Raw genomic sequence first — 19,314 nt, forward strand, 5'->3', positions numbered from 1 at the left:
CCCGCCAACCTTCCCGGTTCATAGTGACCCCCGTCACCGCAGTACGCGATCAGGGGAGCCGCGCCATGATCTATGCCAAACCCGGCACCGACGGCAGCATCGTCAGCTTCGACCGCCGCTATGACAACTTCATCGGTGGTGACTGGAAAGCGCCGATCGAGGGCAGATACTTCGAGAATCCCTCGCCGATCGACGGCGAAACCTTCTGCGAAGTAGCGCGTTCGAGTGCCGCGGATATCGATATGGCATTGGAGGCCGCGCACCGGGCGGCCGAGGCGTGGGGTGCCACGTCGGTGACGGATCGTGCCAACATCCTCAACAAGATCGCCGACCGGATCGAGGCGAATCTGGAGCAGCTGGCAGTCGCCGAGACCTGGGAGAACGGCAAGCCGGTGCGCGAAACCCTCGCCGCCGACCTGCCTTTGGCGGTCGATCACTTCCGCTACTTCGCCGGGGCGGTGCGCGCGCAGGAAGGCTTCATCTCCGAGATCGACGCCGACACCGTCGCCTATCACTTCCACGAGCCGCTCGGCGTGGTCGGCCAGATCATCCCGTGGAACTTCCCGATCCTCATGGCCGCCTGGAAGCTCGCCCCCGCGCTGGCCGCGGGCAACTGCGTGGTGATCAAGCCCGCCGAGCAGACCCCGGCCTCGCTGCTGCTGGTGATCGAGCTCATCGCCGATCTGCTGCCGCCCGGAGTTGTCAACGTGGTCAACGGATTCGGCGTCGAGGCGGGCAAGCCGCTGGCGTCGAGCCCGCGGGTGGCCAAGGTCGCCTTCACCGGAGAGACCACCACGGGCCGCCTGATCATGCAGTACGCCAGCGAGAACATCATCCCGGTGACGCTGGAGCTGGGCGGCAAGAGCCCGAACATTTTCTTCCCGGATGTGATGGCCCACGACGACGACTTCCTGGACAAGGCAGTCGAGGGCTTCGTGATGTTCGCGCTCAATCAGGGCGAGGTCTGCACCTGCCCGTCACGGGCGCTGATTCACTCGTCCATCTACGACGACTTCATGGCCCTGGCCATCGAACGCACCAAGGCGATCAAGGGCGGCAATCCGCTCGATATCGAGACCATGATCGGCGCGCAGGCCAGTAACGACCAGTACGAAAAGATCCTCTCCTACATCGACATCGGCCGCAAAGAGGGCGCGAAGGTGCTCAGCGGCGGTGAGATGCGCAAGGTGGAGGGCTTCCCCAATGGGTACTACATCGAACCGACGATCTTCGAGGGCCGCAACACCATGCGGATCTTCCAGGAGGAGATCTTCGGTCCGGTGGTAGCGGTGACCCGCTTCGACAACGAGGTCGAAGCGGTCACCATCGCCAACGACACCCTCTACGGATTGGGTGCGGGCGTCTGGAGTCGCGACGGGAACACCGCGTATCGGATGGGCCGGGCCATCAAGGCCGGCCGGGTGTGGACCAACTGCTTCCACGCCTACCCGGCGCACGCGGCGTTCGGCGGCTACAAGAAGTCCGGTATCGGCCGCGAAAACCACAGAATGATGTTGGACCACTACCAGCAGACCAAGAACCTGCTCGTCTCCTACTCGGCCAAGAAGCTCGGATTCTACTGAACCACCAGCCCTTCCCAGATCAGACGAGCCGCAAGTCTGCGAGGAGCGTGATGAAGGCAGGATCCGTCACCCGAGTGACCATTACCGAAGCCGCGGCGGACATGCTGCAACGGCTCATCGACCACCACGGTCCGGTGATGTTCCATCAATCGGGCGGCTGCTGCGACGGCAGCTCCCCGATGTGTTACCCCCTCGGCGAATTCCGGGTGGGCGCAGCCGATGTGCTGGTCGGCCGCATCTTCCCGGATACGGCGTTCTGGATGAGCGCCGACCAGTTCGAATACTGGCGCCATACCCATCTGACCGTCGACGTGGTCCCCGGCCGCGGCGGTGGTTTCTCCCTCGAAGCCCCCGAGGGAGTCCGATTCGTCATCCGGTCACGCCTGTTCACCGATGCCGAGGCTGCGGTGCTGGAAGCGGCTCCCGCTCCGCGCCGAGGCAACGAGCTGGCCGGATGAAGGAAGGTGGCGCGGCCGGTTTCTCCGGGTCGGCCGCGCCATCGCAAAACTTGTCGAGGTGAAAGCCTTACTGCGGAACGCGTCCCGTGCCGATCCAGGCGGTCGTGGACAGTTCGGTGCCCGGCACGTAGTGCTCGCGCAGATACTCGATCATGACCTGCTCCTGCGCGGCCCACACGTCCTTGTCGGTCTTGCGCCGCGTGGCCTGCAGCGGCGCGCTCCCCCGGGTCAGCTTGTCCCACATCTGCTCGGCACTGTCGTAGGCGAAGGCTTCCGAGTGCGCGTGCACCGCGACATCCTCGAATCCCCCGGCGAGCATTTCTTTTTCGAACACGTCCGCATTCTCGAGGCTCTCCGGATTCGGCCGGGGTGCGGGAAATCCCGGAATACCGGCCTGGAACGCCTCGAACAGCAGCGTCATCAACGGTGATTCGGTGATCTGAGCCCAACTCGACACCACCACGGTGCCGCCGGGCCGCACCACGCGGTACAACTCCGCGAACCCCTTGTCGCGATCGGGGAAGAACATCACCCCGAACATCGAGAACGCGGCATCGAACGTGCCTGCCGCATACCGCAATTGCTGCCCGTCGCCCACGCCGGTGAGTACATTCCCGATGCCGCCCTGCATGACCGCCAGCCGCAACCGTCGAATCATGTCCGCAGAGAAGTCGACAGCGACCACCTCACGGACCCGGGGCGCGGCGGCCAGCGCCAGCACCCCGGTCCCGGCGGCCACGTCGATGATCCGGTCGCGGCCGTTCAACTCGGCCATGTTCAACGCGTGAATTGCGAACGGCCGCATCATCTCCGACACGACCGCGTCGTATCCCTCGGCGACCTGATCCCACGCCCCCGGCGCGGCAAGCGGATTCTCCGGCATTCGACCACCCTTCCGTCGGGTACAGCGTACGCACCCGGGCCGGGTGGTCGAACCGGGGACCTCAGCGGCCGGGCAGGAACCGGAACGCGCGCGCCAGCGTCATCAACAACGGCTGCCACTTGTCCTGCGGGAGGAAGGACGGGGGGTCGAGGTTGAGGATGCGGGTGATGACGATGGACTGCGGCTCGGTGAACTTGAGCAGGCCGTCGGGACCGTGACGGCGGCCCACGCCGGAGATGCCCATGCCGCCCATCGGAGCGCCGGTGGTACCCCAGGCGGGCGCGTAGCCCTCGTCGATATTGACTGTGCCCGCGTGCAATTGCTCGGCGATGCGCTGGCCTTCGGCCTTGCTGGACGCCCACACGCTGGCATTGAGACCGTATTCGGTGTCGTTGGCACGCGTGATGGCCTCGTCGACCGAGTCGACCGGGTAGATGGACACCAGCGGGCCGAAGGTCTCGTTGCGGCCGCACTCCATGGCGTCGGTGACATCGGCGAGCACGGTGGGCTCGTAGAACAGCGGGCCCAGGTCCGGGCGGGCATTGCCGCCCGCGAGCACCTTCGCGCCCTTGGACACCGCGTCGGCCACATGCTTGCTGACCGTCTCGAGCTGCGATTCGGAGATCAGGCTGCCGATATCGGCCGAGAAATCGTAGGCGGCACCGAGTTTCGCGGCCTTGACCGCGGCGGTGAACTTCTCGGTGAACTCCGCGGCGATGGACCGCTCGACATACATGCGCTCGATCGAGATGCACAGCTGCCCGGCGTTCGAGAAACACGCGCGCACAGCGGCTTTGGCGGCCTTGTCCAGATCGGCCCCGCGCGCCACGATCATCGGGTTCTTGCCGCCCAGCTCGGCGGAGAAGCCGATCAGGCGGCGACCGCACTGCTCGGCCAGGGTGCGGCCGGTGGCGGAGGAACCGGTGAACATCAGGTAGTCGCAGTCCTCGACGATGGCCGTGCCGACCACCGTGCCGGGACCGGGCACCACCGCGTACAGATCGCGCGGCAGTCCCGCGCGAATGAACAGCTCGGCATTGGCCAGCGAGGAGTACGGGGTCTGGCTGTCGGGCTTGACCACCACCGCATTACCGGCCAGCAGCGCCGGGATCGAGTCACCGACCGAGAGCAGCATCGGGTAGTTCCAGGGCGCAATCACCCCGACCACACCCTTGGGCACCGCGCGCACGGAAGCCTTGTTCAGCACCGGGAACGCGCCCGGCACGCTGTGCGGGGCGAGCAGTTGCGGGGCCACCCGGGAGAAGTAGCGGGCCGCGAACATCAGGCCCATGATCTCTTCCTGCGCCGCCCACCGGGCCTTGCCGGTCTCGGCCTGCACGATGTCCATCAGGAAATCGCGGTTCTCGACCACCAGCGCCCGATAGCGCTCCAGCACCTCGGCCCGCTGCTTGGGCGTGCGGGCGGCCCATTCGGCCTGAGCGGCACGGGCTTTGGTGATGGCGAGGGCGACATCGGCGGCGGTTCCGACCGGCACTTCGCCCAGGGTCTCCCCGGTGAACACCTCGGTGATCGCTCGGGTCGCATGGTCCTGGGTGGAATCCACGCCCGCGAACGAGCGCAGTCGTTCGAACACCGCGGCAGCCGGCACCGGCATCATCGCCTCCTACTTACGAGTAACTTGCGGGTACACACAATCTACCCCCGCGCCGCGCGCGCGGGGGCAGGACCGTGCAGGTCGACCCCGATGTCGCCCAGTCGAAGACGCTAGGCGGCACCCGGTTCGCGGGCATCGACGTTTTCCGACAGCCGGGTGGCGATAGCTGCCAGATCCCCGGGCGGCACGGCCCGAGGGGCGTCGGGGAATTGCCCTTATTGCCGCAATTTGGGCTTCTAGCTGCGAATTCTGTAACCGATCGGGCCCGTGTGACGACAAACAGCCAGAACTACCTCGGGACAGGGATCCGGCGGCGACGGCAGCGCCGAGAGATCCGGCCACGATCCCGCATCCGCACGAGGGGTGCGGATGCGGGATTGCCGGAATCGTCGGAATCCGGAGCGGCCCAGCTCTATTCGTTCACCAGCACCGGAATCGACAGCACCGCCGCGGTGATCGTGGCGTCGGTGGGAGCCGAGGTGATCGTGAACGCGACTCCGTCATTGCTCGGTACGTGACCGGCGCCCGCATGGCTGCCCGCGGCGGACTCCCCGTCGGCGTGCTCGAAACGCCCGCTGCCGACCAAATGGCCGCTCACGTCGTAGAAGTCCGCGCGCACCTCAAGGGCCAGCAGATCACTCACATCCGAGGTGACCGCGACCGTGCCGCTGACCGTGGCGCCCTCGAGCCGGGTGCCGCTGAGCCGCACCCGATCGGTGAACGGGCCGGGCGTCAGCCGCACCTCGCCGGGCGTGACCGCCACCGTTGCGGCGGGCGCCTCAACCGCCCGAGGCGTGGCTGTTGGCAGTGCCGTCTGCACGGGTGCCGATGCGGGTGGCGTGGACGAACACCCCACGATCGCCGCCAGACCGACGATCACCGCCCCGGCGAGAAGAACCCCGGCCCGTGACCTCACGGCAGCAGGGCCTTGTGCATCTTGGTGTACAGCGAGGTGTTGTCCTGGCTGGCCGCGAACACGTCCGCACCCGGACCGTAGGCGTAGATCATCACGTCCGCGCCGGTGTGATTGCCCGACAGGTAGGTCAGCCACAGGCTGGCCTCGGGCGAACCGTCCTTCACCTCGGCCGGATCGTCCGGGGTCCGGAAGGTCGCGGGCGCGAAGTTGCGCGGATCCGCCTGTCCCGCACCATTGAGCGGCCCGGTCGAGCGCGCCGGATCCTTCACATTGTCCTTGGCCTCACGCAACGGCTTGCCGGTGTTGGCCGGGTTCGTGGCATCCACATTCGTCGGCCCCGCAACGGCTTCGGCGTTGGTGAAGGTGCTCTTTTCGATGATGTTGAAGCCCGCGCACTCGTGGTCGGCGGTCACGATCACCATGGTGTGGCCGTCCTTCTTGGCGAAGTCGGTGGCCGCGGCCACCGCGTCGTCGAAGGCCTTCACCTCGTCGAGGGTCTGGGCGGCATCGTTGGCGTGCGAGCGTTTGTCGATCTGCGCGCCCTCCACCTGTAGCAGGAAGCCCTTGCCGTCCTTGCGCGCGGACAGTAGGTCGATGGCCTTGGTGGTCATGTCGGCCAGCGTCGGCTCCTGCTTCTGCGGAGCCGAATCCGGTAGCGCGTTGCGGGCATTGGTGACCGTCAGGTTCCCGCGATTGAACAGGCCGATCACCTTGGACGCGGTCACCGACTTCAGATCCGCGGCGGTCGCGACCTTCTGGCTCTCAGGGGTCTGCGCCTTCAATGCCGGATCGCCCATGCTGCCCAGCACCTGATAGCCGTTGTCCTGCATGGCCTTCTGGTCGTCAGGTTCGAAGCGCGCCAGACCGCCGCCGAAGATGACGTCGGCGGTGCCGTTGCGGGCGATCTGCTCGGCGATCGGGGTGACCAGCGTCTTGTCCGACGGCTGCGCCTCGAAGCTGCCGTCGGATTTCTTGGGCAGGCACGACGATTCGCTGAACGTTGGCCCCTGGCAACCACGCAGCAGCGTGTGGCTGAACATGGCGGCGGGGGTGGCGTCGGTGATCTCGGCGGTGCTGACATTGCCGGTCGCGAAGCCGGCCGCCTTGGCCTGCTCCATGAGCGTCGGCACCGACTTGCCGTAGGCGTCCACGCCAATGGCGGCGTTGTAGGTCTTCACGCCCGAGGCCCAGGCCGTCGCCGCCGAGGCCGAGTCGGTCACCAGAGACGGCTTGGCGCTGCCCGGCTCGACCGCGTAGGTAGCCACCGCGCCCACATAGGGCAGCTGCTCCATGGCGAGGCGGCCGTTCGCGCCCAGGAAACGGTGCCGGGCCGCGGTGACATGGGTGCGGCCCATGCCGTCGCCGAGCAGATAGATCACATTGCGAACCTCGTTGTCGGCCTTCTTGTCCGAGCCGCATCCGGCGACCAGCGACGCTCCGGCCACGGCGGCCGTGACGGCCGCGATCGCGCTCAACCAGGCGCGCTTTCCGTTCTGCACTTCGTCTCCTCCGTCCTCGCTCCCCGGGGCACCGGGTGCGGCCCGCTGTCCCGGGCGGGGCCGAAGGTAGTGCTACAGGTTTGCTGGCATGCAACTCACAGGAAACTCCCAGCCGACTCGCAGGTGAACGTAACTATTTTCGGATGGAAGAAGTCCGGCAACTACCCGGCTTACGGGAATTCGATCGAAGGTGTCAAATCCCGTCCCGCACAAAAGGACTCGTAGCGCGGCTGCAGCCGGACCGCAGTTACGTTGCAGCGATGCGCTTTCCGAAGCTCGGGGTCCGCACCCGGATCCTGGCCATCGCGCTCGTCCCCAGCCTGGCGCTCGCAATCCTCGGTGTCAGTGCGGCCGGAACGCTGGTGGACCGCTCCCATCAGGCCCGCAACTGGGCCGACGAAATGCAGGCCGGTATCGCGCCGACCCGGGAACTGATCGAGGCCGTGCAGGCCGAACGTCAGCTCACGTTGTGGCGGGTCGCGGGCATGGATGTCGATGTGCGCCAACTGACCTCGGCCCGGCAGCGGCTCGACAGCGCGCTGCGCGTGCTCGCCCCGACCCAGTCCGCGCTCTCGCGGATGGGACCGGAATCCATGGGGCAGGCCACCGACGCCATCAGCGACGTGGGCAAGCACCTCGCCGAACTGCGCACCGGCGTGGACGCCGGCACCGTCGCCCTTGCCGACGCCTACGCCTTCTACAACCGCATCCCGCAGAGCGTGATGGCGGGCGTGGAGATCGCGGAGAAGACCGCACCCGATGCCGCGACCACGGTGGAACTGACCCAGGCCGCCGATGTCCTGCACAGCCTGGAGGCCATGAGCCGCGCCTACGCCCTGGGCGCATCACTGATCGACGGCGACAACCTCTCCCCCGAACTCGGCACCGAATACCTCAGCCTGGTCGGCTATTACCGCACCCGCATCGACACCATCGTCGCCGCGCCGGACCGGCAGCAGTCCGCGGCCGCGAAGGCGCTCGTCTCCAGCCCGGCCTGGCAACGGCTCGGGGTGATCGAACCGGTGCTGGCCCAGCGCACCCTGCCGCAGACCGACACCGCGAAACGGACTGCCTCGCAGCCGTTGCCGATCTCGGTCGCCGACTGGCAGCGCAGCTCCGACGAGGTCACCCACGGTTTGGCCGAACTGTGGCAGTCGGAGAACGCCGAAGCACAGCACCTGGCCAGTTCCGCCGCCTCCGACACCACCCGCAATTCACTGTGGGCCGGGGCGGGCATGGTGGTGGTGGCCGTGATCGCGATCCTGGTCGCGCTGGCGTTGGCCAATCGGATCATCCGCAGGCTCAGGCGTTTGCGCGACCGCACCCTCGCCCTCGCCGACGAGCAGTTGCCCGAGACCATGCGGCGGCTGGCCGCGGGCGAGCACCTCGACATCGAGGTGGAGACACCCGCCCTGGACTTCGGCCGGGACGAAATCGGTCAGGTGGCCGAGGCTTTCGGGCACGCCCACGCGGCTGCCGTTTCGGCCGCGGTGACCGAGGCCCGCACCCGCGAGGGCGTGAAATCGGTCTTCCTCAATATCGCCCACCGCAGCCAGGTGGTGGTGCATCGGCAGCTGGAGATCCTCGACGCGGCGGAGTCGCAGCAGGAGGATCCGGCGCTGCTGGACATCTACTTCCGCCTCGATCACCTCGCCACCCGCGAACGCCGCAACGCCGAGAACCTGATCATTCTCGCGGGCGGACAGCCCGGACGGCAGTGGCGCAATCCGGTCCCGCTGCTCGAGCTGGTGCGCAGCGCGGTCGGTGAGACCGCCGACTACACCCGGGTCCGAACCGCGCGTCTGCCTTCGGCTTTCATCGCCGGTCTGGCGGTCGCCGACGTCATCCACCTGCTGGCCGAGCTGATCGACAATGCCGCGAGCTTCTCCCCGCCGCAGTCGCGGGTGGAGATCTCCGGCGCGTCGGTGGGTCGCGGGGTGGCGGTGGAGATCGGCGATCAGGGCATGGGCATTCCACCCGACGACCTGGAACGCTTCAACAAGCTGCTGAGCGCCCCACCGGATTTCGCCGTCACCAGCATGTCCACCGACTCGCGCCTGGGTCTGTTCGTGGTGTCGCGGCTGGCCGCCCGGCACGGGATCTCGGTGCGCCTGTCGGACTCCGACTACGGCGGTGTCCGCGCCATTGTGCTCATCCCCTCCTCGGTCATCGAGGGCGAGCTGAGCGTCGCCGACACCCGCACCTACAACCGGGTACCGCAGCGCGACAACGACTTCCACCCTCCGGCCCTCGAACCGGCACCCCGCACCGACCCCGCCGCGAGCTTCGACGACTGGGCCGCACACCACACCGGCGCGCACGAGATCGCCGCCGCGACCGCACCCCGCCGCCCGCAACCGACCGCCGCACCGGACCCGGTCGCGGAACCGGCCCAGCCGGCCGACGCGCGGCCGGAACTGCCGCGCCGACGTCGCCAGGAGAGCCTGGCACCCGAATTGGCGGAGCCGACCGCCGGGGAATCCGCCCCCGCACCGTCCGGCGACCGCAGCGCCGCGCAGGCGCGAGACCTGTTCTCGGCCATCGAGAACGGCACCCGGCAGGGACGCCTCGCCGATCCCGGCACGCCCCCGGCCGGTCCATCCCGACAGGAAGGCGACGGTGAACACTTCCCACGCTGGTGATCTCGATTGGCTGCTCGACGATCTCGTCGACAAACTCGCGGGCGTGCGGCACGTGGTGGTGCATTCCACCGACGGGCTGCTGCTGGGCCGATCGGCCGGCATGAGTCGCGAGGACGCCGAGCACTTCTGCGCGATGTCCTCCACGCTGTTCGGGCTTTCCCGCAGTGCGGGACATCGATTCGACGCGGGCGGGGTGCGGCAGGCCGTCATCGAACTCGATCGCGCGGTCCTGTTCGTCACCGCCGCGGGCGCGAACGCCTGCCTGGCACTGCAATCCGGCGCGGACGCCAACCTGGGCATGGTCGCCTACGAAATGAACCTGACGGTGCAGCGGGTGGGCTCGTTTCTGTCGACGGCTCCGCGTCACCGCATGCATACATGAATCGTCTCGTCAATCCCAGTCCCGCTCAACGGAACCCGTGGGGCGTATGTGACCTACGTCCCGTTACCTTTGCCCGATGTTCAGAGCGAGGCTCGGGGTCCGAACCCGCGTGCTCGCCATCGCACTCGTCCCGAGCTTGGCGCTGCTCGCGATCGGTGTGGGTGGCGCGGGGTACCTGGTGGTCGAGGGCAAGCACGCACGGGATTGGGCGGAAGCGTTGAAAGACGCCAACCCGGTTTCCATGGAGTTGATCGAGGCCGTCCAGCAGGAACGGCAGCTGTCGATGGCCCAGATGGCCGGCAGCGACGACGCGAACCCGAAGACGTTGGCGCAGGCGCGGGTTCGGCTCGACAAGGCCTTCCAGGGCCTGTCGGCGATCGCGCCGACCATGGCCAAGCTCGGCCCCTCCGGGATCGGCGACAATGTCGGCGGCGTCTACACCCTCGGCACCCAGCTGGCCAGTCTGCGCACGCAGGTCGACTCCAATGCCATCCCCGTCGCGGATGTCTACTACTTCTACGGCAAGCTGCTCGAGGTCGTCTGGATCGGCACCCGCATGGTCGCCGACAACGCGCCGACGTCCGAGGTGGCGCTCGAGGTCGCCAACGGCCTGCAGGTCGTGCAGTCCTCCGACATGCTGTCGCGCGAGGCCGCCGCGGCCGAGGTGCTGATCGCGGGCGGCACGCTGCCGCCCGAGCTGGCCATCGAATTCTCCCGTGTGGCAGGCACATACCGCGTGAACCTGGGCGTCCTGGCCGGTGGTGACGGAGGCACCGGCGACAAGGACATGCAAGCCCTCATGAACGATCCCGACTGGACCAAGATCGTCATGATGGAGAACACCCTCATCTCGCGGGCGTTGGATCCGATCACGATTCCGCCCAGCAAGCCCGGCGCCCCGCTGCAACAGGCGCCGCTGACCTTCACCGCGCAGGAATGGCGCGACACCGTCAACCGGCTCAACACCCAGGTCCTGCACCTGTGGGAGGAAATGAGCAAGCACAACGAGGCTTTGGCCGGTGCCGAGGGCGACCGCAATGCCCGCGACTCCGCGCTCGCCGGTGGCGGCATGCTCGCGGTGTCGGGCCTGGCGTTCCTGGTCTCGCTGGTCCTGGCCAACCGGATCATCCGCCGCCTCAAGGGCTTGCGCAACGAGACGCTGGTGCTCGCCGACGAGGGCCTGCCGGAGATCATGGCCCAACTGCGTGAGGGCAAGCCGGTCGATCCGGTCGCCATGGCCTCCGTGCTGGACTTCGGCAGCGACGAGATCGGCCAGGTGGCAAAGGCGTTCAACCACGCGCACGCCGCCGCGGTCACCGCCGCCGTCACCGAGGCCCGCACCCGTGAGGGCGTCAAGGCGATGTTCCTCAATATCGCCCACCGCAGCCAGGTGATCGTGCACCGGCAGCTGGAGATCCTCGATTCCGCGGAGTCGCAGCAGGAGGATCCGGCGCTGCTGGACATCTACTTCCGCCTCGACCACCTCGCCACCCGCGAACGCCGCAACGCCGAGAACCTGATCATTCTCGCGGGCGGACAGCCCGGACGGCAGTGGCGCAATCCCGTGCAGCTGCTCGAGATCGTGCGCTCGAGTGTCGGCGAGACCATGGACTACACCCGGGTCAAGATCGCCCGGCTGCCGGAGGTGTCCATCGCGGGCAGCGCCGTGGCCGACCTCGTGCACCTGCTCGCCGAGCTGGTCGACAATGCCGCCCACTTCTCCCCGCCGCAGTCGCAGGTGGAGGTGCGCGGCAATATCGTCGGCAAGGGCGTCGCCATCGAGGTCATCGACCAGGGCATGGGTATGCCCGAGGACGAGCTCGCGCGGATCAACGAGATCCTGCGCGACGCACCGGATTTCGGTGCCAGCATGCTGCCCGACGACTTCCGCCTGGGCCGCTTCGTGGTCGCCCAGCTGGCCGCGCGCAACGGCATCTCGGTGCGGCTCACCGAATCCGACTACGGCGGCGTGCGCGCCATCGTGCTGGTGCCCACCAGCCTCACCGTGGCCGCCTCCGGCCGGACCGGTGAAATCCCGATCGTGACACGGCAACTCGACGCTCCCACCGGTGCGCCCGCCAGCTACGGCGAGCCGTCGGCCGCGGCCCTGGCGGTGGCCGCGCTGCCGCAGCTCCCGGCGGCCCCGGCCACCCCGCCGTCGATGATCTCGAACTACGAGCTGCCCATCGTCGGCTACGAGTCCTATGAGTCCTACGAGCGTCCGGCCGCACCCGAGCCGCCCGCCGCGCCGTACACCCCGGCCGCGCCGCCCGCGCCGCAACAGCAGCCGGAGCCGTTCGGGCCGTCGACCGGGTCGTTCGTCCCGCCGGTGATGTCCTTCGGCGCCGCAACGCCGTTCGATCCGCCGACCAACCCGCGCCCGGCCCCGGCGAACGGGCAGGTGCCGCCCGCCGAGCAGATCCCGCCGAGCGATAACGGTTTCCGGGGTCGCGATTTCGGACGTTCCCATTACACTGGCTCCGACATCCGGCCCGCGCTCCCGCGTCGGCGTCGGCAGGCAAGTCTCGCACCGGAATTGGCGCAGGAACAGGCGACGGCCGAGTCGTCGGTCCCGGCCAACCGGACGGCCGAGCAGGCCCGAGACCTTTTCTCCGCCATCGAGAACGGAACCAGACAGGGTCGCCAGGCCGACCCCGGCTCGTTCGCGTCCGAGTCGCAGGCTATTTACGAACGAGCATCGGAACGACAGGAAGGCGACGGTGACCACCTCAAACGCTGGTGATCTCAACTGGCTACTCGATGATTTGGTCGACCGGCTCGCGGGCGTCCGTCACGCGGTGGTGCACTCCACCGACGGGCTGCTGCTGGGCCGCTCCTCCGCCATGAGCCGCGAGGACGCTGAGCACTTCGGTGCCATGTCCTCCACCCTTTACGGGTTGGCACGCAGTGCGGGTGGGCGATTCGACGGCGGCGGCGTCCGCCAGGCGGTCATCGAACTCGAGCGGGCGGTGCTGTTCGTGACCGCCGCCGGTAGCCACGCCTGCTTAGCGCTGCAGGCCACCGAACAGGCCAACCTCGGCATGGTCGCCTACGAGATGAACCTGACCGTGCAGCGCGTCGGCAACTACCTGTCCACCACGCCCCGCCAGAACCTGGCCGGACAAGGCAACCCCCGACTGTCATGATGCCGGGGCCGGGGGAACAGTGGTTCGATGACGCTGCCGGTCCGCTCGTACGCCCGTACGCGCGGACCGGTGGTCGAACCATGGGCGCGGGACACGATCTGGACATGCTCACGGTGGTAGTGGTGCCCAATGCGGCGCCGCCGCTGCGACGTGTCGAACCGGAGTACACGGAAATCGTCCGGTTGTGCCGGCTACCGCTGTCGGTGGCCGAGGTGTCGGCCGCCCTGCGGCTGCCGCTGGCGGTGACCAATATCCTGGTGGGGGATTTGATTTCAGACAACATACTCAACTTCCGGGCCCCGGCCTCGCCTGAGACCGTGCCCGGTGACCTCAACATTTTGCGAGCGGTACTCGATGGCATTCGAAAACTCTGATACCGCCCAGCCCATGGCCGCCTCGGTGAAAATTCTCATCGCAGGCGGCTTCGGCGTGGGCAAAACGACCATGGTGGGGGCGATCAGCGAGATCACCCCCTTGCGCACCGAGGAGCTCATCACCGAGTTGTCCGCGGGCGTGGACGATCTGCGTGGCGTGGAGGGTAAAACCACCACGACGGTGGCCCTGGACTTCGGCCGCATCACCATCGACCAGAACCTGGTCCTCTACCTGTTCGGCACCCCCGGCCAGGACCGCTTCTGGTTCCTGTGGGACGAACTGGCCCGCGGCGCCCTGGGCGCGGTGGTCCTCGCCGACACCCGCCGCCTCGAAAGCTCCTTCGCCGCCATCGATTTCTTCGAACGCCGCGGTGTTGCCTTCACCGTGGCGGTGAACTGCTTCGAGAACGCGCCCCTCTACACGCCGGTGGAGGTCCGCGACGCCCTCGACCTCGACGAGCGCATCCCGGTGCTGCTCTGCGACGCCCGAGACCGCGCCTCGTGCAAGAACGTCCTCATGACCTTGGTCGAGTACCTGATCGACCGCGCCGCATCGACCGGTGCCGCGCGCGTCTGATTCGCCACTCCCCCAACGATGATCGCGCCCGCCCGGATGTCCGGACGGGCGCGATTCTCGTTTCGTCGAGGGCAGGTCAGTCGAACCATTCCGGATCGCCCGCCGCGATGAGTCTGCGCAGCATGGCGGGATCCTGGAGCGCCTCGTGCAGCAATGTCCCGAGACGGCGCAGTGCCTCGGGGTCTTCGCCGTAGGCGACGAAGGTTCCGGCCTCGGGGTCGTAGTTGAGGCGTTCCGACAATCCGATCTCCTGGGTCGCCACCACGGAGCGGGCGACTCCGGCCCAGCCGTAACCGTTTCCGTCGTAGCCGAATTCGGCGAAGACGGGTTCGGTGGCCAGCATGTGATGGTCCGACAGCAGCAGGCAGAAGTGGCCCGGCTTGTGGTCGTATTCGAAGAACACCAGTGGAGCGAAGGTCTCGCGATCGGTCACATGCGCGACCTTAGCGGCCGGGTCCGACAGGTGCCGGTCGAGTCGGGCTCGGCCGGACATCACCGGTGAGCGCGTCGAGCAGCGGCTTGTTCCAGCCACCGGAGGACGCGTCGTACAGGGCGAAGGTCGGACCGAACGACCATGCGCCCCAGGAGAACCCGCGCTCCTCGGCCAGCGCGCGATTGAAGGCCGTCCAGCGGACGCGGGAGGCCGTATCGGCGTGCACCGAGGTGCCGAATTCGCCGAGGAAGACGGGGCGATCCGCGGCGGCGGCCCAGGCGGCGATCCCGTCGAAGCCTGCGGTGAGTTCGGCCCGCTGCGCCGGTGTGCCGTCCCAGGTGTTGCCCAGCCAGGACTTCGGTTCGCCGAAGGGTGTCGGGCCGAGCCATTCCTCGCCCTGCATGGTGAAGGTGAGCGGCCAGTACTGATGCACGGTGACGATGAGATCGCGGTCGGCGGCGGGCAATTGGAGTTGCGGGAGGGTGCGGGCGTTGTTGTAGGCGCCGGGACCGATGATGACGCCGCGCTGGGCATCGGCCTCCCGAAGGACCGCCAGCATGCGGACGACGTAATCGTTCCACAGCGGGTCCAGCGCGCCGCGGGGCTCGGCCATGGGCTCCAGCACGATCGACCCGGGATGTTCGGCGAACCGGCTGGCGACCTGGCCGGTGATGGACAGCAGCCGGTCCAGATGCCGCGGCGGGTCGGCCATCAGGTCCGGATCGAGAAAGTTGGTCACCACCAAGGCGAGTCCGCGCGCGGTGGCCAGCTCCGCCAGCGCGGACACCCGATCCAGCGCCGCCGCGTCGATTCGGAACTCGGGCCCGGTGTGGGCGGCCCAGCAGACCCCCAGCCGGACGGCCGTGAATCCGGCGTCCCGGCACAGGTCGAGTTCGCGCTCCCCGACCGGGATCGTCCACCCCTGTTCGATGTCGGCCCCCAGCTCGAGTCCGATATTGATCGTTCGGGCCAGCAGCCGGTTGGTGTCCTCGATAGCCATGTCAATCAATCCCTTTCGGCCAGATCAAACGACCCGTTCGCAGGTCGTCCGCGAAGGTGACCAGCCAATCGCGCTCGGCGCGGCGCAGCGTCTGCCCGTAGGTCTGGTCGGTCAGAAAGATCGCCGGGACGTCACCGGCGGCCGCGACGGCCGCGTCGATCGCGGTGATCCGGCCGTCGATCCGTTGCGCCCGCAGCGTCACCAGGTCGATGACCTCCGGCTCGGGCAGGGCAAACATGAACAGCAGGGCCGTGGTGAAGGCCGCGTGGTCGTGGACCGGGTCGCTCATCAGCTCCCGCAGCCACTGCGTGAGGGCGTCGAGCCCCGACCGGGTGATCCGATACACCGTGCGTTCGGGTCGATTCCCATCCCGCGCAGCCGCTCCCGCCTCGATCAGGCCCGCGGCCGCGAGCCGCGGCAGCGCGTCGTACATCGACGCGTTCTTCAGCTTCAGCACCGCGTCGTGTCCGCGTTCGCGCATGACCGCCCGCATCTCGTACCCGTGACGCGGCTGCTCCGCCAGCAGGCCGAGCACGGCCAGCGTCACCGGAGTTCGCAACATGCGCGGCGCCATTCTGCCCCTATAGTCGAAGTCGGCTAGTCGACTTCGACTATACCGCCGGGCGGGTTAAAAGACATCGCCCCGCCGAACATGAGATTCGGCGGGGCGATGCGGGCTTCAGCCGGAATGGCTTGCCGCAGTAATCAATTGGGTTCGACGTCCGCGAAATCGCTGATCCAGCGGTGCGGTCCGCGCGCGGAGTTCGGTTCGCCGGGGCGGGTTACGCCGATGGCGTTCCAGCCTGCTGCTACGGCGGCGTCCACCTCGTCGGGGTGATCGGACAGGAACAGGATCTGTTCCGAGGGAACGCCGATGGCGCTCGCGATCTTCTCGTACGAGGCGGCTTCGCGCTTCGGGCCCGCGGTCGACAGGTCGAAGTGGCCGCTGATGAGCGGGGACAGGTCGCCGCCGCGGGCGAAGGCGAACCAATCCTTCTGGTTGCGAACCGAACCCGAGGAGTAGATGTAGAGCTCGAGTCCGGCGTCGCGCCAGGCGCGCAGCACCGGTGGCACGTCCGGGAAGAACTCGCCGTGCAGCGCGCCGCTGCGGAAGCCCTCGGCGCAGATGATGCCCTGCGCCGCCTTGAGCGGCTCGGACTTCACGTCGGTGTTGAGCCAGGTGATGAGGATCTGCGCCACCTCGGCCGCGTCCGCGTCCGGCCGGTCGGCCTGGGCGCGGGTGGCGGCGATGATGGAATCCGCCGCGCCGCCCTGATTCTCGGCCAGCCAGCCGGGCAACCGGTCACGGGTGTAGCCGTAGAGCTCCTCCCGCACCGAACTGGTCGGGCTGGTGGTCCCCTCGATATCGAGCACGACCACCTTGATCATGCCGGGGCCAGCAGCTCGTCGAGGGTCGGGAAGCCACCGGAGATCTTGTCGCCGGTGAAGTCGCCGATCCAGCCGTCTTCCTCCTCGAAGAAGCGCACGGCCACGAACTCCGGCCGGGTGCCCATATCGAACCAGTGCAGGGTGCCCGCCGGGACCGACACCAGATCGCCCGCGGTGCACACGGTCGCGAGGACCTCATCGCCCAGGTGCAGGTAGAAGCAGCCCGCACCGGCGGCGAAGAAGCGGACCTCGTCCTCGGCGTGGCGGTGCTCGTCGAGGAACTTGGTGCGCGCGGCCACCGCCTTGGCCGGCCACTCCGGGTCGGCGTCATCGGGGTGGATGCGGGCGACGTCGATGAACTTGTAACGGCCGTCGGTGTTCAATTCGTCGATGCGCGACCGGTATACGGCCAGCAGCTCGTCGGTGGTCGTCGCGGCGGAGAAGCCCTCCAGCAGCGGCCAGCGCTCGAAAGTGATGCCGCGCTTACCGAGCTCGGCGGCGATCACCGCGTCATCGGAGGTGCGCAGCACGACATCGCTCGCGTCCTTGTCGGACATGATCTGCAACAGAGTCATAGGGGGGATCCTTTCTCGGATCTAGTTGTCGCGCAACGGAATCTCACGGTGTCCGGTCAAGGTGGTCAGTTCACACATGGCCTCGAGGCATTCGGCCCGGTCCCGCGCCTGCGCCAGGGTCGCGCCCCAGGCGGTGATGCCGTGCCCGGCGATGAACAGCACGGGCGGGGCATCGGGATGCTCGGTCAGGTACTTCTCGATGTCCGCGCCGATCTGCGGCACGTCGGCGTGATTCGGGAACACCGGGATATCGATGACATCCGGGCGGGCCGAACCCAGACCCTTGATCAGCTCATAGCCCGCGAAACGTGCGGTGGTGACACCGGATCCAGCGGTCTTGATCGAGGAGGCGGTCGCGTGCGGCGGGTGCACGTGCACGACAGCGTCCGCGCCACGGGTCCGGTACACGGCCGTGTGAATCGTGGTCTCCGCCGACGGCTTGCGTCCGGACTCGTCGACCCGCTTCGAATCGACGACCGCGACGGTGACCATATCGGTGGCGGTGAGCTCGCCCTTGGACAGCCCGCTGGCGGTGATGACGGCCGTATCGCCCTGGCGCACAGAGATATTGCCCGCCGTGCCGGGCATCCAGCCGCTGGCGTACAGGCCGCGCGCGATGTCCGCGATCTCGGCCCCGGCAGTGAGTGCCGACGGCTCGGTGAAGCGATCCGACGCCGAGGTGCGCGCGGTGGCCGGGTCGGCGAGCACGCCGTACTCGGTGACCACGGCGGTGACCAGCTCGGCCGGAGTGACATCGAAGGCCGGGTTGAACGTCTTGGTTCCCTCGGGAGCCGTTGCGACGCCACCGAATCCGGTCACCTCGGACGCTGCCCGCTGCTCCACCACGATGTCGGATCCGCGCGCGGTCGAGATGTCGCGCGTCGATTCCGGCGCGACCACGATGAACGGAATCCCGTGATGCCGTGCGGCGATCGCCAGCATGTAGGTGCCGATCTTGTTGGCCACGGCCCCGTCCGCGGTGATGCGGTCCGCGCCCACCACGACGGCGTCCACCTGCTCGGTGGCCATGGCCCAGGCCGCGGCGGAATCGATGGTGAGCCGATGCGGGATACCGGCCTCGGCCATCTCCCATGCGGTCAGCCGTGCACCCTGCAACAGTGGCCGGGTCTCGTCCACGATCACCTCGGCCAGCGCGCCGCGCTGCTTCAACACCCGCAGCGCACCGATGGCTGTGCCCCACGCGGTGGTCGCGAGCCGACCGGTATTGCAATGGGTGAGCAGCCGCAGCGGCCGATCGCCGCACAGCCGCTGAATCAGATCGGCGGCCTCGGTGGCGGCGGCCAGATTCACGCGGCCGTCCTCGGCCAGCAGCTCCAGCGCCTCGGCCTCCATCGCGGCCACCCCGTCGGCGAGCCTGGCGAGCGTGCGCTGCACACCCCAGGCCAGATTCACCGCGGTCGGCCGGGCATCGGCGATCCGGGCGGCCTCGGCCTCGACCCGCGCGGTATCCACCACGTCGTCGGTCGTGGCGGCCCGCGCCGCGATCACCACACCGAACGCACCGCACACCCCGATCGCGGGCGCCCCGCGCACCGCCAATGTCTTGATCGCCTCGATGACCTCGTCGACCGTCGTGATCCGAAGCTCCCGCAGTTCATGCGGCAGCGCCCGCTGGTCGATGGTGACGAGCGCACCGTCGGCCCACGCGATCGAACTCTGATCCATCTATTTGTGTCCTCTTGACTGAAGAATTGCGGCAGCGCCCACGGCCGTGGACACACTCCACCGTATCGAACCCGGATCGACGCCTGACCGGCAGGTTTCGGATCAGCACAATCCGAATAGCCCGGTTTCCGCCCGGGATGCGCGCGGAGACGGTAA

At 68.1% G+C, this 19,314-nt stretch carries 18 protein-coding genes; 8 read left to right on the forward strand and 10 right to left on the reverse strand.

Going from position 1 to position 19,314, the window contains the following annotated elements:
• Positions 1 to 65 precede the first annotated feature (65 nt).
• Both adh and ACYVN4_RS25605 read left to right on the forward strand, forming a co-directional pair.
• The gene (gene adh / locus ACYVN4_RS25600) at positions 66 to 1,583 is read left to right on the forward strand and encodes an aldehyde dehydrogenase (protein ID WP_460724535.1); all 1,518 of its coding nucleotides are present in this window, start codon (positions 66 to 68) and stop codon (positions 1,581 to 1,583) included.
• A 50-nt stretch (positions 1,584 to 1,633) separates the two neighbouring features.
• Positions 1,634 to 2,041, forward strand: coding sequence for a DUF779 domain-containing protein (locus ACYVN4_RS25605; protein ID WP_379352093.1), 408 nt, complete (start codon positions 1,634 to 1,636; stop codon positions 2,039 to 2,041).
• 67 nt (positions 2,042 to 2,108) lie between these two features.
• Here ACYVN4_RS25605 and ACYVN4_RS25610 read toward each other — a convergent pair whose 3' ends face one another.
• The 4 genes from ACYVN4_RS25610 to ACYVN4_RS25625 all read right to left on the reverse strand — a co-directional run bounded on the left by ACYVN4_RS25610 (position 2,109) and on the right by ACYVN4_RS25625 (position 6,954).
• Complete coding sequence (locus ACYVN4_RS25610; protein WP_460724536.1) at positions 2,109 to 2,924, reverse strand: class I SAM-dependent methyltransferase; 816 nt, start codon at positions 2,922 to 2,924, stop codon at positions 2,109 to 2,111.
• 61 nt (positions 2,925 to 2,985) lie between these two features.
• Positions 2,986 to 4,539: a succinic semialdehyde dehydrogenase gene (locus ACYVN4_RS25615; RefSeq protein WP_460724537.1), complete on the reverse strand. Its 1,554-nt coding sequence runs from the start codon at positions 4,537 to 4,539 to the stop codon at positions 2,986 to 2,988.
• A gap of 412 nt (positions 4,540 to 4,951) precedes the next feature.
• Entirely contained in the window at positions 4,952 to 5,455 is a 504-nt protein-coding gene (locus ACYVN4_RS25620) for a hypothetical protein (protein WP_460724538.1), read from the reverse strand.
• Positions 5,452 to 6,954: an alkaline phosphatase gene (locus tag ACYVN4_RS25625; RefSeq protein ID WP_460724539.1), complete on the reverse strand. Its 1,503-nt coding sequence runs from the start codon at positions 6,952 to 6,954 to the stop codon at positions 5,452 to 5,454. Before ACYVN4_RS25625 ends, ACYVN4_RS25620 begins: the two co-directional genes overlap by 4 nt.
• 260 nt (positions 6,955 to 7,214) lie before the next feature.
• On the opposite strand from ACYVN4_RS25625, the gene ACYVN4_RS25630 reads away from it, so the two are divergent.
• From ACYVN4_RS25630 to ACYVN4_RS25655, 6 genes are all read left to right on the forward strand, one after another.
• Complete coding sequence (locus ACYVN4_RS25630) at positions 7,215 to 9,596, forward strand: sensor histidine kinase (RefSeq protein ID WP_460724540.1); 2,382 nt, start codon at positions 7,215 to 7,217, stop codon at positions 9,594 to 9,596.
• A complete protein-coding gene (locus ACYVN4_RS25635; protein WP_460724541.1) occupies positions 9,574 to 9,978 on the forward strand; it encodes a roadblock/LC7 domain-containing protein in 405 nt (134 codons plus the stop codon). Before ACYVN4_RS25630 ends, ACYVN4_RS25635 begins: the two co-directional genes overlap by 23 nt.
• A 76-nt stretch (positions 9,979 to 10,054) precedes the next feature.
• Positions 10,055 to 12,721, forward strand: a complete 2,667-nt coding sequence (locus ACYVN4_RS25640; RefSeq protein WP_460724542.1) for a sensor histidine kinase — start codon at positions 10,055 to 10,057, stop codon at positions 12,719 to 12,721.
• Positions 12,699 to 13,124, forward strand: coding sequence for a roadblock/LC7 domain-containing protein (locus tag ACYVN4_RS25645; protein ID WP_040808376.1), 426 nt, complete (start codon positions 12,699 to 12,701; stop codon positions 13,122 to 13,124). Before ACYVN4_RS25640 ends, ACYVN4_RS25645 begins: the two co-directional genes overlap by 23 nt.
• Positions 13,124 to 13,498 (forward strand): DUF742 domain-containing protein, encoded by a 375-nt coding sequence (locus ACYVN4_RS25650; RefSeq protein ID WP_460724684.1) that lies wholly within the window; start codon positions 13,124 to 13,126, stop codon positions 13,496 to 13,498. The genes ACYVN4_RS25645 and ACYVN4_RS25650 overlap by 1 nt, the downstream gene beginning before the upstream one ends.
• The gene (locus ACYVN4_RS25655; RefSeq protein ID WP_379352083.1) at positions 13,479 to 14,075 is read left to right on the forward strand and encodes a GTP-binding protein; all 597 of its coding nucleotides are present in this window, start codon (positions 13,479 to 13,481) and stop codon (positions 14,073 to 14,075) included. Before ACYVN4_RS25650 ends, ACYVN4_RS25655 begins: the two co-directional genes overlap by 20 nt.
• 76 nt (positions 14,076 to 14,151) lie before the next feature.
• Here the strand turns inward: ACYVN4_RS25655 and ACYVN4_RS25660 are convergent, their stop codons facing one another.
• The 6 genes from ACYVN4_RS25660 to mtnA form a co-directional block, all read right to left on the reverse strand.
• Complete coding sequence (locus ACYVN4_RS25660; RefSeq protein ID WP_460724543.1) at positions 14,152 to 14,508, reverse strand: immunity 51 family protein; 357 nt, start codon at positions 14,506 to 14,508, stop codon at positions 14,152 to 14,154.
• A 10-nt stretch (positions 14,509 to 14,518) separates the two neighbouring features.
• Complete coding sequence (locus ACYVN4_RS25665) at positions 14,519 to 15,508, reverse strand: glycoside hydrolase family 5 protein (protein ID WP_460724544.1); 990 nt, start codon at positions 15,506 to 15,508, stop codon at positions 14,519 to 14,521.
• Between the two features lies 1 nt (position 15,509).
• Complete coding sequence (locus ACYVN4_RS25670; RefSeq protein WP_460724545.1) at positions 15,510 to 16,070, reverse strand: PadR family transcriptional regulator; 561 nt, start codon at positions 16,068 to 16,070, stop codon at positions 15,510 to 15,512.
• 143 nt (positions 16,071 to 16,213) lie between these two features.
• A complete protein-coding gene (gene mtnC, locus ACYVN4_RS25675; protein WP_460724546.1) occupies positions 16,214 to 16,897 on the reverse strand; it encodes an acireductone synthase in 684 nt (227 codons plus the stop codon).
• On the reverse strand, positions 16,894 to 17,472 hold the full coding sequence (locus tag ACYVN4_RS25680) for a 1,2-dihydroxy-3-keto-5-methylthiopentene dioxygenase (protein WP_460724547.1): 579 nt from the start codon (positions 17,470 to 17,472) through the stop codon (positions 16,894 to 16,896). Before ACYVN4_RS25680 ends, mtnC begins: the two co-directional genes overlap by 4 nt.
• Positions 17,473 to 17,493: 21 nt before the next feature.
• Positions 17,494 to 19,158, reverse strand: coding sequence for an S-methyl-5-thioribose-1-phosphate isomerase (gene mtnA / locus ACYVN4_RS25685; RefSeq protein WP_460724548.1), 1,665 nt, complete (start codon positions 19,156 to 19,158; stop codon positions 17,494 to 17,496).
• Positions 19,159 to 19,314: the final 156 nt, after the last annotated feature.

The sequence above is a fragment of the Nocardia heshunensis genome (assembly GCF_054782115.1).

Coding starts and splice junctions, on each gene's coding strand:
- adh (WP_460724535.1), top strand. CDS start 66: ATGATCTATGCCAAACCCGGCACCGACGGCAGCATCGTCAGCTTCGAC.
- ACYVN4_RS25605 (WP_379352093.1), top strand. CDS start 1,634: ATGAAGGCAGGATCCGTCACCCGAGTGACCATTACCGAAGCCGCGGCG.
- ACYVN4_RS25610 (WP_460724536.1), bottom strand. CDS start 2,924: ATGCCGGAGAATCCGCTTGCCGCGCCGGGGGCGTGGGATCAGGTCGCC.
- ACYVN4_RS25615 (WP_460724537.1), bottom strand. CDS start 4,539: ATGCCGGTGCCGGCTGCCGCGGTGTTCGAACGACTGCGCTCGTTCGCG.
- ACYVN4_RS25630 (WP_460724540.1), top strand. CDS start 7,215: ATGCGCTTTCCGAAGCTCGGGGTCCGCACCCGGATCCTGGCCATCGCG.
- ACYVN4_RS25640 (WP_460724542.1), top strand. CDS start 10,055: ATGTTCAGAGCGAGGCTCGGGGTCCGAACCCGCGTGCTCGCCATCGCA.
- ACYVN4_RS25650 (WP_460724684.1), top strand. CDS start 13,124: ATGCCGGGGCCGGGGGAACAGTGGTTCGATGACGCTGCCGGTCCGCTC.
- ACYVN4_RS25655 (WP_379352083.1), top strand. CDS start 13,479: ATGGCATTCGAAAACTCTGATACCGCCCAGCCCATGGCCGCCTCGGTG.
- ACYVN4_RS25665 (WP_460724544.1), bottom strand. CDS start 15,508: ATGGCTATCGAGGACACCAACCGGCTGCTGGCCCGAACGATCAATATC.
- ACYVN4_RS25670 (WP_460724545.1), bottom strand. CDS start 16,070: ATGTTGCGAACTCCGGTGACGCTGGCCGTGCTCGGCCTGCTGGCGGAG.
- mtnC (WP_460724546.1), bottom strand. CDS start 16,897: ATGATCAAGGTGGTCGTGCTCGATATCGAGGGGACCACCAGCCCGACC.
- ACYVN4_RS25680 (WP_460724547.1), bottom strand. CDS start 17,472: ATGACTCTGTTGCAGATCATGTCCGACAAGGACGCGAGCGATGTCGTG.
- mtnA (WP_460724548.1), bottom strand. CDS start 19,158: ATGGATCAGAGTTCGATCGCGTGGGCCGACGGTGCGCTCGTCACCATC.